The sequence below is a fragment of the Paenibacillus piscarius genome (assembly GCF_022234545.1).
GTDB classification, from domain to species: domain Bacteria; phylum Bacillota; class Bacilli; order Paenibacillales; family Paenibacillaceae; genus Paenibacillus_AQ; species Paenibacillus_AQ piscarius.
In genome coordinates this window covers 548656-561362 of record NZ_JAIEUI010000002.1, presented here as the reverse complement: position 1 = coordinate 561362, position 12707 = coordinate 548656, and the positions used below count along the sequence as shown (strand labels likewise).

Below are 12707 nucleotides of genomic sequence, written 5' to 3'. Positions count from 1 at the left end.
CTCATGAACAGCAACTCCAGTTATTCCCCCGGCGGCAACTCGGCCGCTTCCAATGTATTGCTGAACCTGGCCTTCGTCATTCTCTCCCTGCTGTGCTTCCTGCCGGTGCTGCTGGTGATTATCGTCTCGTTCACAGACGGGCAGTCGATTCTGACGCAAGGATACAGCTTTCTTCCGGACAAGTGGTCGTTCATTGCCTATGAGATGATTTTCAAGGATTGGGTGACGATTGTGTCGGGCTACCGCGTGAGCTTCACCATCACGGTGCTCGGCACGGCGGTCAGTGTGCTGCTTATGGCCCTGTATGCCTATCCCATCTCCCGGGCGGATTATCCGTTCCGTAACGTATTTACGTTCTTTCTGTTCTTCACCATGCTGTTCAATGGCGGGATGGTCAGCCGGTATCTGATCTACACCCAGGTGCTGCATATTAAGGATACCTATATGGCCTTGATTCTGCCGATGCTGATCGTACCGTTCAACGTTATCATTATGCGGACCTTCTTCCAGACCACCATTCATCCGGCGGTGATTGAATCGGCACGGATTGACGGTGCGGGTGAGCTGCGAATCTTCCTGCGGATTGTGCTGCCGCTCTCGCTGCCGGTGCTGGCGACCATGGCGTTGTTCAGTACGATCGGTTACTGGAATGACTGGTTCAATGCGCTCCTGTACATCACCAGCGAGGATAAATATCCGCTGCAATATCTGATGATGCGTGTCCTGAACGATGTGCAGTACCTGCGCAGCAATGTCGAGCTGGCCGCCCAGAATCCGGGCATGATGAAGAATCTTCCGAATGAATCGCTGCAAATGGCGATGGCGGTGATCGGGATGGGGCCGATTCTGGTGGCGTATCCGTTCTTTCAGAAGTATTTTGTTAAGGGCCTGACGGTTGGGGCAGTGAAGGGTTAAGCGTGGTGGAACCGGCAATCAGCATTGTCTGCTGCCGTTCTATATATAAGCTTGAACAACTAGGGGAGGGTTAATATGACAAAGGTAAAAAAGCGCAAACCGCTATTCACGGCGATGCTTCTGGTGCTGGCCTTATCCTTGCAGGCGTGCTCCGGCGGCAATAACGGGGGAGCCTCCGCGCCGGCGGCTACTGCCGGGGAGGGCGGAACAGGCGGTGCGTCTGCTTCAGCGCCTGCCAGTACTTCAGAGGCTCTGAAGCCTTACGAGGTGTCCATTATCTACTTCGGTGCGCCGCAGCGGGATGATGCGGTGGTTGAAGCCAAGCTCAGCGAGTATTTCAAGGAGAAGTTCAATGCGACCGTCGATCTTCAGCCGATTGCCTCCAGCGAATACAAGCAGAAGACAGAGCTGATGCTGAATGCCGGGGAGCCGATGGATCTGGTGTTTACCGCCTCCTGGCTCAATTTCTTCGGCAATGTAGCCAAGGGTGCCTTCCTGGATCTCGATGATCTGCTGGCCAAGTATGGGCAGGGCATCACAGAGAACCTGAATCCGATCTATCTGGAGGCTCCGCGCTACAAAGGCAAGCTGTTCGGCATTCCGACCAACAAAGAGATTACCCAGGGTAAGGCCTACACGTACCGAAAGGATATCGTCGACAAGTACAATATCCCGATTGAGGACATCAAGACGATGTCGGACTTTGAGCCCTGGTTCAAGCTGCTGAAGGAGAAGGAGCCGGAGTTGATTTTGGACTTCATCAAGGAGTCGGGCGAAGGCATGATGTATGAGACCCGCTCGAACTTCCGCGCCATCGGGCCGACGCCGAACAAGATTCCATTGTTCTTATACGACTATACGAATACGGATAACATCCAGATTAAGTCAGTGGTTGATCCTGAAATTTCCGCGATTGCCAAAGCGGAGTATGAGCTGAACCGCAGTTATTACGAGAAGGGTTACATCAACAGCGATGCGGCGACTACAACGACAGAGATCGGTGACTTACGCAAGCAGGGCAAGATCTGGATGCAGCAGGCGGTCTGGAAGCCGGGCGCAGATATTGAGCTGAAAATCGCCTCGGACAATAAATATGATTTTGTGTCCAAGGTGATTGAAGAGCCTATCGTGACCACGGACCTGGCGGCCGGGTCCATGTTCTCCATCTCCCGCACCTCCAAGGACCCGGAACGGGCGATGATGGTTCTGAATGCGCTGCATACTGACCCGTATGCTGTGAACCTGTTCGTTAACGGCATCGAAGGTACCCATTACAAGAAGGTCGGCGAGAACCGGATCGAGCCGATTGCCGATTCCGGGTATGGCAGCACAGCATTGTTCTGGGTCATCGGCAACCAGCTGCTCAATTATCTCAAGCCGGGCCAGCCGGATGATCTGTATACAAGCTGGAAAACATTCAATGATGAAGCGAAGCGCTCTCCGCTGTTAGGCTTCGTGTTCGACGAGACGCCGGTGAAGAACGAGATTACCCAGCTTACCTCGGTCATTGGTGAATACCGGGCGGCCAGCACGGGTGCAATTCCTGACCCGGCCAAGATGCTGGAGGAACGTAACGAGAAATTGAAGAAGGCCGGGATTGAGAAGGTCAAGACAGAATTGCAGACGCAGATTGATGCCTGGAAGGCAGCGCAATAGTTGACGGTGGAGAAGAGGCAGGAGGTCTGTTATTATGAGGGCTTTCTGCCTCCCTCACTGTATAAGAGAAATGGAGAGAAGAAACAATGGAGACCTGGATTAACGAGGCCTGGGACTATGCCCAGAGCAAATTGAGCCATACCCGGAGCAGAATCGGAGCCACCTTCCCGAATGCCTCCTACGGCGGGAAATATGATGCGCGCGACCTGGACTGCTGGACCAACGGATTCTGGCCGGGAATCCTCTGGCTGGCTTACCGTGCCACGGGCGATGAGGAATACCGGAGCATTGCCGGGCGCTGCGAGGAGCAGCTGGATGTGCCGCTGCAGGAGTATGAACAGCTCCACCATGATAACGGCTTCCTCTGGAGCCCGTCGGCAGTGGCTGATTACAAGCTGACCGGTAACCGGCTGTCCCGCAGAAGAGGACTGATTGCGGCCAGCCATCTGGCCAGCCGGTTCAACCTGAAGGGGAATTTCATCCGGGCCTGGCTGCATGAAGGCAGTGAAGGGCTGGCGATCATCGATTGCATGATGAATCTGGGACTGCTCTACTGGGCCAGCGAAGAGCTGCAGGACCCGCGGTACCGGCATATTGCTGTCGCCCATTCGGAGATGGCGCTGCGGGAGTTCATCCGTGAGGACGGCTCGGTGCATCATATCGTCCGCTTCGATCCCGAGTCGGGTGAGCGGATCGAGGCGCTGGGCGGACAAGGGTACAGCCCGGACTCGGCCTGGTCGCGCGGATCGGCCTGGGCGATCTACGGGTTTGCGATCGGGTTCCGCTATACGGGGGACATTCGTTTCTTGAATGCCGCCAGAGCGGCAGCGGATTATTTCGCCGCCCATTTGCCGGAGGATCTGGTGCCGCCCTGGGATTTCCGCGCCCCGGCAGATCAGCTATGGGCCAAGGACTCCACGGCAGCAGCCTGTGCAGCCAGCGGGATGCTGGAAATCGCCGGGCTGCTGGAGGGCGAAGTGTCCGCACACTACCGGCAGCTCGGAGCTGCCATCACGGAATCGCTGTTCCGCCATTACGCACCGGACAGCCCGGAGGAGGAAGCGCTGATCACTAAAGGAACAGGCAGCTTCCCGGCGAATGCGGAAGTCGAGATTCCGATCATCTACGGGGATTATTTCTTCCTGGAGGCGCTGCTGAAGCTGAAGGGAGAGCGCGAAATCTTTTGGTAATACGAAGGGCTTCAGGTCTGAAAGGAGGTACAGCTTAGGGTGACAAGAAGAGTGGAGTATGTAGATCCTTTTATTGGCGTGGACGGGGAGAATAACTGCCTGTGCGGACCTTATCTGCCGAACAGCATCGTCCGGCTGGGCCCGGACACTCTGCCGCCCCAGCTATCCCATGGCTACGACAGCTCGCGGCCGGTTATCCGGTTCAGCCATACACATGTCAGCGGGACCGGGGGCGGCGGGCGGTACGGCAATGTCGGCTTCACCCCATACACGGGAATGCCCCGGTTTCAAATCGACCCTTATGTGAAGGGGGAGGAGCATGCCGAAGCAGGCTATTATCGCGTAGAGCTGCTTCCGGCGGCTATCCGGGCTGAATTAACCAGTACGATGCGGACCGGAATCCACCGGTATACTTATCCGGCTGGTGAACCGGCAGGCCTGCTGATTGACGCTGGATCGGTTATCCAGGTGGGCGGGGATGAACCCGGGAAGACGACCGGACTCTCGACCGGCGGTTATATTGAGGTGTTGTCTGCCTATGAGCTTGCCGGCCGCTCCGACCTGCGCGGGGGCTGGGGGCATGAATTCCCTTACTCCGTTTATTTCTATATCCGGTTCGATCGGCCGATAGAGAACGTGCTGCTGATGGATGCGGGCGGAGTGCGCTTAGGCTCTTCTGTGGATGGGCCCCATTGCCGGGCTTCGCTGAGCTTCGGAGCCTGCGGAACGCTGGTGGCGAAGACTGGCATTTCTTATGTAAGTGTCGGCAAGGCCAGAACCAGTGTGGACCGGGAAGCCTCTGCAGGTTTCGATGACATTCGCGAGGCGGCAGGCAGCATCTGGGAGGATAAGCTGAGCAGAGTTACGGTGGAAGGGGGAAGCCTGGAGCATACCCGGCTGTTCTACACCCTGATGACCCGCCTGTTCTGTATGCCCAGTGATCTGGGCGTAGACGATGAGAACTTCGCCTGGGAATCGGGGGTGCGGCATTTTACCGATCTCTATGCGCTCTGGGACAGTGTCAGGAATGCCAATTCGCTGATTACCCTGCTTGATCCGCAGCTGGAAGCGGATATTCTGAACTGTCTGCTGGACATCGCGGATCACACCGGCTGGCTGCCGGACGCCTGGATCATGGGGCATAGCGCGATGATTCAAGGCGGAAGCTCCGCCGATATTCTGTTCTGTGAAGCGGCGCTGAAGAAGCTGGAGGGGATCGACTATGCGAAGGCCCTGAAGCAGATGCGCAAAAATAATGAGGTGCAGTCCCCGGACACCTGGCTCTATGGCCGTCATCTGCAGGATTACCACGCCTTAGGCTACTTGTCTACGAACGTGAAGAAGAACTGCGTCTCCCGCCATATGGAATATGCCTATCAGGACTGGTGTATCGGCCGGTTAGCCGAGGAGCTTGGGCAGGAGGAGACGGCAGCGGAGTACTATGACAGCTCGCGGAAGCTGTGGAATCTGTGGCGGGAGGATCTGCGCTCCTTCGCACCCCGGCGGCCGGACGGGGAATGGGTGAGTTCCTTTGATCCAGAATCCTGCCTGCCGGATTCCTGGAATGATCCCTACTTCTACGAGGGCACAGGACTGCAATGGTCGTTCAGCACGCATCATGACTTTCATGGACTGGTGGAGCGGCATGGCGGAGCGGAGGCCTTTGTCCGGCATTTGGACTATTTTTTTGATGGGGGCTTCTATAACTCCAAGGAAACGATGCTGCATATTCCTTATCTGTATATCTATGCAGGCAGACCCGACCGTGCGGCAGACCGGGTGAGAGAATGTCTGGAGCAATACTTCCGGGCAGCGCGTGACGGGCTGGGGGATAACGAGGATATGGGCTGCCAAAGTGCCTTCTTCATCTGTTCGGCCATGGGACTCTATCCCTTGATGGGCCAGGACCTCTACTTCCTTGTTCCACCGTTGTTCCAGCGGACGACTCTGTTGCTGGGAGCGAAGGGGAAGGAAGTGCCGCTAACGATAGAGGTTCACGGCGAAGTGGACGCTTCGGGCAGCCGGTACATCCGCTCTGCGGCTCTGAACGGGCAGGCCTTGGACCGGGCCTGGGTCCGCCATGAAGAGATTGCGGGCGGCGGCACCCTTGTACTGGAGCTTGGACCGGATGCCGGAGAGTGGGGCAGAAGGGTTCCGCCTTCGCCGCTGGCGGAGCGGGAGCAGCGCACATAGCACATAGATTGGACTAGTACATCGTCAGGTTTAATTTTTTGAACCGGAAAGTAAGACGAACATTGGACCACATTGGACCACACACCGGCTCGCGGGCGCAATATGTTCGGTTTTTCGCATACATTGGACCACACACCGGCTCGCGGGCGTAATGTGTTCGGTTTTTCGCATACATTGGACCACACACCGGCTCACGGGCGCAATGTGTTCGGTTTTTCGCATACATTGGGACCACACACCGCTCGCGGGCGCAATGTGTTCGGTTTTTCGCATACATTGGACCACACACCGGCTCGCGAGGGTAATGTGTTCGGTTTTTCGCATACATTGGACCACGTACCGGCTCACGGGCGCAATGTGTTCGGTTTTTCGCATCTGTTTGGACTCTATAGTGTAGTACTAGCCGGTGCAAGGAGGTGTTACCATGCGGAGCTTAGCCGGCAAATGGCTGCAATCGGTAGCCGGGTCTACGCTGTCACCTGAGCCGCTGAAGCGGGTGCGCGATGCACAGAAGACGATGCTCTATCAGCAGGAGCTGCTCTGGGCCGATATTCCTTATGCTGAGAATGCTGCGGATACGTTGATGATCATCAGCCGTTTGAGGGAGATGGCTATAACGCTGAGGTCTCCCGGGAGTCCTTGTTACAAGGATGCCGGATTACGGGATCAGATTACCTATGGTCTGGAATGGCTGTATACGCACAGGTACAACGAGTTCTGCCCGCCATACGGCAACTGGTGGTTCTGGGAGATCGGTGTGCCGATTGCCCTGCTGGAGACGCTGCTGCTTATGGGGGAAGCGCTGGATGCCGAATGGGTTGAGCGTCTGCTTCTGCCCGTAGACAAATATGTAGGAGATCCGGCGCTTCATGCCCGGTGGTTCGCGGCGGAGGTCCAGCCGTCTACCGGAGCGAATCTGGTCTGGAAAGTTACAGCGTCCGCGCTTGCTGCGGTGATCCGGCAAGACGGAGAGGGGCTACTCGCGGCCCGGAATGCGCTGCTTCCCCTGTTCACCTATGCAAGTGAAGGGGATGGCTTCTATGAGGACGGCTCCTTCATCCAGCATAACCACTATGCGTATACGGGCGGGTACGGCGTATCCCTGTTGCAGGACCTTGTCCGTTTGATGGTATGGCTCCATGATACCCCTTGGGCATTGCCCGCCGCAGCACAGGAGATGACGGCCCGGTGGATGGAGCATTCTTTTGTGCCGCTGATGTTCAGGGGAGTGATGCCGGATATGGTGAGCGGCCGGGAAATCTCGCGGGAGGAGTCGCAGAATCATGAGAGCGGGCATTCTGTCATCACCGCCTGCCTGCGCTTCTCGCGGATATTGGAAGGGCCGGAGCAGCTCCGGCTGCTCTCCAGAGCCAAAGAGTGGATCATAGCAGATACGTATAAACCGTATATTACAGCAGCGCCGCCGGATACGGCAGCTCAAGCTATCGATCTGCTAGACAATGAACGCATACCGCCCGCCCCGGAAGAGACCTGCTGCAAGCTGTTTGCCCGGATGGACCGGGCGGTGCTGCGCGGTCCGGGATTCCTCTACTCGATCAGCATGTTCTCCAGCCGGATGTACAGCTATGAATCTATCAATCAGGAGAATCTGAAGGGCTGGTACACTTCGTATGGCATGTCCCTTCTATATAATAGTGACCTTGGACAATATTCAGACGGATACTGGCCGACGGTAGATCCCTATCGGCTGCCCGGGACTACTGTCACGAAGACCTTGCTGAAGGATGGAGCCGGAGCAGGCCGCCCAAGCAGCCGGGATTTCGTGGGCGGGGCGGTGCTGCATAACAAGTATGGAGCGGTAGCGATGGAACTGGAGGATGTTGTACATGCATCCGGCGGGTTGACCGGGCGGCTCAGCTGGTTTCTGTTGGGAGACAGGGTCGTATGTTTAGGCTCGGAAATTCAGAGCCATGGTCCGGCTGCGGTAGAGACGATCATAGACAACCGGAGGTGCAGCCCGGGCGTGGGCGATGTGATTACAGCAGACGGAACGAAGATTTGCCGGACCGCCGGGCACATGGAGACGCTTCAGCCTAAGTGGATGCATATGAGAGGAAGTGCCGGGCGCGCGGATATTGGGATCTTTTTTCCTGTAAAAAGCACGGTATATGCATTGCGCGAACACCGGCAAGGGAGCTGGAAGGCAAATCATGCGGCGGGATCAGCTCAGCGCTTGGAACGGTCCTATCAGACGATCTGGTTCGATCATGGAGCAGCGCCGCAAGCCGCGCAATATGCCTATGTGCTGCTGCCCGAATACAGTGAGGCGGCAACGGCAAGCTTCGCTGAGTCACCGAGCCTGCGGATTGTGGAACGCAGCGGTCAAGCCCATGCGGTTGAAGACTCCGAAAGAGGGATCACAGCGGTGCATTTCTGGCAACCGGACTGGTATAGAAGCGCTGGAATTGCTTGCAGCAGTCAGGCCACTGTGATTATACACTGGCATCCGGCTGGCTGGAGCCTGGCGGTGGCTGATCCGACTCAGAAGCAGCGCCGTCCGGTGGAGATTGAGATCGGGATGGGCAATCGTCTTGGGGCTGGAACAGAGGGAGGCCGGGATAATCCCCTTCCCCGGGTCGTCAGCAAGTCAGAGCGGATCACGGTACAACAGGCTGAAGCGGGCAAGGTGAGACTGCGGTTCGACCCTGAAGGTGCCGGGGGAGCCTCGTTCCATGCGGAGTTCGGGTGCTGAACATCCCGGGTAATCTCTCTCTGAAGTGAAGGGCTATGCCGGATATGGTAGAATAATCCCATCGATCTTAGAGGGGGATAACCATGCAGGTTGAGATTACCAATGATTTCACAGATGAACGGTTTAGGCAGTTCGTAAGGGACAACTTCTGTGGCGGCCGGGAAGCGATTTACAACAGCGACACTGACGCCGTGGCCACACTGGAGCTAGCCAGCCGTGACTTCTCAAGTCTTGAAGGAATCGGACACTTCACAGCGCTTGAGGAGCTGGATTGCAGCCGGAACAGCCTCCGTACGCTGGACCTCAGCCGGAACACCAGGCTGGAGAAGCTGGAGTGTCAGGAGAATATGATATCGGGATTGGATTTAAGCAATAATCCCGGACTCACGGTACTCACATGTTCCTATAACTCGCTGCATGAACTTAACCTTGAGCACAATACAGCACTGCAGCAGCTCGATTGCAGCAGCAATTATATCATTACTCTGAATATCGCAGAGTGTACTTTACTCTTTGAAATCCGTTGCAATCATAATCATCTGACCAGCTTGAATGTCAGTAACCAGCCGCAACTAACGAGTCTGCGTTGCTTCAATAATCATCTTACTAGTCTGGACCTCAGCCGCAATAAGCAGTTAACCAAGCTCTATTGCTCGGAGAACAAATTGACGGAATTGGATACGAGCCATAACCCGCAGCTTACGGAGCTGGATTATGCCAATAATCTCATCATCCAGCCCGATCATGAGGTGGAGGGTGTCGGAACCTTGCGGTATGACAATACCTTCACATGCTATAGCGCAGCTTTTTCCTATTCGGGCCATGAGCTTCCTGTGACAGCAGAGGTTAAGACCAAGACGGAAGCGGAGCGCTTAACCTCTCAGATTCAAAAGGTATGGGCTGAACTGGACAAGCTGCTTGACCGCGTATTGCAACAGATTGCCGGTGCCCATCCGGATGAAGATGTGAATGAGCTGGAGCTGGCTGAGCTCATCTTCGCTGCTGACGGTTCCTTCCGCATCGGCTATGATGCCGGGGACACGCCGGCGGGCCGGCTCTGCATTTATGCAGCGTTTGACTCAGAGAGGGAGCTGGACCCTGAGCTGATCTATGAAATGTACTAGGCATACATGATACAGGCCGCAGATCGTGCGGCTTGCTCAGCAGAATAAATGAAAGCGCTTAATTAAGAGGAGGGATACCGAATGAGGAGAATCCTGATCAAAAGCTGTCTCGTCTTGCTGGTACTGTTGTTGTCAGTCAGTGGAATTGGCGGAGTCGCGGAACGCGCCCGCGCTGCCGATGAGTTCGACGGAATACGGGAGAACCGGAAAGTCCTGCTTACAGGGGGCAGTTCTCTGGATGCTGCAGATCCGGATATTGCCGCAGCCCTTACCAAGCTGACCAATGAAGCGAATGGTTATTGGCAGACGATGAATACCGCAGCGGGCCGCACCTATCTGTGGAGCGATAATCCCGGAACCGGGAATTCCATTCATATCCGGGTGACCTATGAACGGCTGAAGACCATGGCGCTCGCCTATGCGACTTCGGGTACCGCTCTCTATGAAGACAGCTTGCTTGGCAATGATATTGTGGCTGCCCTCGATTATATGTACGCCACCAGATACCATGAGGGGGTCACGCCGGTTGCCAGCGGAACAAGCAACTGGTGGGATTGGCAGATCGGCATTCCTTTGCAGCTTAACGATATAACGGTGCTGATGTACGACTCCCTAAGTCCGGCGCAAGTCGCGAATTATATGACAGCCGTGGAGCGCTTCTCGCCATCTGTTACCCTGACCGGAGCCAACCGCACCTGGAAGGCGATGGTGGTCGGCGAGCGGGGTATTCTGGTCAAAGACGGCAGCAAGATCGCGGCCGCCCGCGACGGGCTGTCCTCTGTCTTCAATTATACGCTGAGCGGAGACGGCTTCTACCGGGATGGTTCCTTCATTCAGCATAACAATATCCCCTACACGGGAGGTTACGGTATTGATTTGCTGCTGGCCGTCAGTGATCTGATGGGAATGCTTCACGGTTCTTCCTGGCAGGTGACCGATCCCAAGCAGTCTAATGTATGGGAATGGGTGTACAACGCATATCAGCCGGTGATGTACAAGGGCGCTATCATGGACATGGTACGAGGCCGGGAGATCTCCAGGAATTATAGCCAGGATCACGATGCGGGCCATCGGGTGATGCAGGGCATTTTGAGCTTATCCCGAACTGCGCCGCCTGCGCAAGCAGGTGATTATAAGCGGATGCTGAAGGGCTGGATCCTGTCGGATACCTTCAAGTCATTTTATGAAGATGCACCCGTTCCCATCCTTGCTCTGGCCAAAAGCATCAGCAGTGAACCGGCCATCGAACCTGCGGCGGAGCTGATCAGCTACAAGCAGTTCGCGGCGATGGACCGGGCGGTCCAGCACCGGCCGGGCTACAGCTTCGGACTGGCGATGTATTCCAGCCGGATCGCCAGCTATGAAGCGATTAACAGCGAGAACGCCAAAGCCTGGCATACCTCCGCTGGAATGACCAGCTTATACAACAGTGATCTTGGCCAATACAGCGGTGACTACTGGCCGACCGTAGATAATTACAGGCTGCCGGGAACAACGGTGCTGTCCCAGACCTCCTCCGGCAGCCACACCAGCACCAGGCAGTGGACCGGCGGCACCGATATGCAGAATCTGTATGGCGTCTCCGGCATGGAGCTGAAGTACGGGGATCATGATCTTAACGCGAGAAAATCATGGTTCATGTTCGACGATGAAATCGTGGCGCTTGGCTCAGGGATTAACAGTACAGACAATAAGGCGGTGGAGACGATCGTCGAGAACCGGAAGCTGAATGCGGCGGGCAGCAATACGCTCACTGTGAACGGTGAAGTTCAGTCTTCCGCATTAGGAGGAACAGGAACTCTGGACCAGGTAGAATGGGCTCATCTGTCCGGCAGTACGGCGGGTGCGGATACCGGATATTATTTTCCACAACCGGTTCCGCTTGCCATGAAGCGAGAGGCCAGAACCGGCAACTGGAAGCAGATCAACCCCCGCCCGGTCACGCCGTCCACTCCCGTTACCCGCAATTATATGACTTTATGGTTGAATCACGGGATTAACCCGGCGGGCGGGGAATATCGGTACGTGCTGCTTCCGGGTAAGTCGGCTCCGCAAGTGGCTGCCTACGCTGCTGCTCCAGATATTGAAGTGTTGGCGAACTCCTCCGGTGTGCAAGCGGTACGCGAGAAGGAGCTGGGCATCATCGGCGCGAACTTCTGGGAGGATGGCACAAGCTCAGCTGATCTGATTACCGTCAACAAGAAAGCTTCGGTCATGACCAGAGAAACAGAGGATACACTGGAGTTCTCTCTCAGTGATCCGACACAAACGGGGACCGGCGTAATCGAAGTGGAGCTGGACCGTTCGGCAAGCGGATATACAGCAGATTCAGGGGTTACAGTTACTCAATTAAGCCCGACGATCCGATTAGCGGTGAATGTCAGCGCAGCCAAAGGCAAGACGTTCAAGGCTTCATTCGACCTGGGCAGCGGTACGCCTCCTACTCTCCCTGGCGAAGAGGTGATCGTAGACAATAACGACAGCACCGGGGTGCTGAAGACGGGAAGCTGGAAGACCGCAGCGGTGCAGACCGACCGCTACGGGATCAATTATCTGCATGATGACAACAGCGGCAAGGGCAGCAAAAGTGTAACGTTCACCCCCGACCTGCCCGCTACGGCTACCTACAGCGTCTATATGATGTGGCCGCAGCATTTTAACCGGTCAACTGCGGTTCCAATCGAAATCGTTCATGCCGGAGGGACGGCAACGCTGACTATTGACCAGACTGCGAACGGCGGAATCTGGAATCTGCTCGGTACCTATTCCTTCGCCGCAGGCACCTCCGGGAGTGTGACCATCCGTAATAATGGAACGACCGGGTATGTTACTGCCGATGCGGTGAGGTGGGTGCGGAATCCTTAAATAACAGAGAGGCCCAAGCGATTGTGCATGGGCCTCTTTCTATTTTCAATT

At 56.0% G+C, this 12707-nt stretch carries 7 protein-coding genes; all 7 read left to right on the top strand.

The genetic code is table 11. The annotated features are described in order from the left end of the window. Positions 1-3: 3 nt before the first annotated feature. The 7 genes from K1558_RS05960 to K1558_RS05930 all read left to right on the top strand — a co-directional run bounded on the left by K1558_RS05960 (position 4) and on the right by K1558_RS05930 (position 12656). Positions 4-915 (top strand): carbohydrate ABC transporter permease, encoded by a 912-nt coding sequence (locus tag K1558_RS05960; protein WP_238650466.1) that lies wholly within the window; start codon positions 4-6, stop codon positions 913-915. 75 nt (positions 916-990) lie between these two features. Further along, entirely contained in the window at positions 991-2571 is a 1581-nt protein-coding gene (locus K1558_RS05955; RefSeq protein WP_238650465.1) for an ABC transporter substrate-binding protein, read from the top strand. An 86-nt stretch (positions 2572-2657) separates the two neighbouring features. Next, positions 2658-3761, top strand: a complete 1104-nt coding sequence (locus K1558_RS05950; RefSeq protein ID WP_238650464.1) for a glycoside hydrolase family 88 protein — start codon at positions 2658-2660, stop codon at positions 3759-3761. A gap of 39 nt (positions 3762-3800) precedes the next feature. Then, entirely contained in the window at positions 3801-5954 is a 2154-nt protein-coding gene (locus tag K1558_RS05945; RefSeq protein WP_238650463.1) for a GH92 family glycosyl hydrolase, read from the top strand. 424 nt (positions 5955-6378) lie between these two features. After that, the gene (locus K1558_RS05940; protein WP_238650462.1) at positions 6379-8667 is read left to right on the top strand and encodes a polysaccharide lyase 8 family protein; all 2289 of its coding nucleotides are present in this window, start codon (positions 6379-6381) and stop codon (positions 8665-8667) included. Between the two features lie 83 nt (positions 8668-8750). Beyond that, positions 8751-9791: a leucine-rich repeat domain-containing protein gene (locus tag K1558_RS05935; RefSeq protein ID WP_238650461.1), complete on the top strand. Its 1041-nt coding sequence runs from the start codon at positions 8751-8753 to the stop codon at positions 9789-9791. An 81-nt stretch (positions 9792-9872) separates the two neighbouring features. Then, a complete protein-coding gene (locus tag K1558_RS05930; protein ID WP_238650460.1) occupies positions 9873-12656 on the top strand; it encodes a polysaccharide lyase family 8 super-sandwich domain-containing protein in 2784 nt (927 codons plus the stop codon). The last annotated feature ends 51 nt before the right edge of the window (positions 12657-12707 follow it).

Excerpts from the sequence above, each read along its gene's own strand:
- K1558_RS05940 (WP_238650462.1), top strand. The coding sequence starts at position 6,379 with ATGCGGAGCTTAGCCGGCAAATGGCTGCAATCGGTAGCCGGGTCTACG.
- K1558_RS05950 (WP_238650464.1), top strand. The coding sequence starts at position 2,658 with ATGGAGACCTGGATTAACGAGGCCTGGGACTATGCCCAGAGCAAATTG.
- K1558_RS05960 (WP_238650466.1), top strand. The coding sequence starts at position 4 with ATGAACAGCAACTCCAGTTATTCCCCCGGCGGCAACTCGGCCGCTTCC.
- K1558_RS05955 (WP_238650465.1), top strand. The coding sequence starts at position 991 with ATGACAAAGGTAAAAAAGCGCAAACCGCTATTCACGGCGATGCTTCTG.
- K1558_RS05935 (WP_238650461.1), top strand. The coding sequence starts at position 8,751 with ATGCAGGTTGAGATTACCAATGATTTCACAGATGAACGGTTTAGGCAG.
- K1558_RS05930 (WP_238650460.1), top strand. The coding sequence starts at position 9,873 with ATGAGGAGAATCCTGATCAAAAGCTGTCTCGTCTTGCTGGTACTGTTG.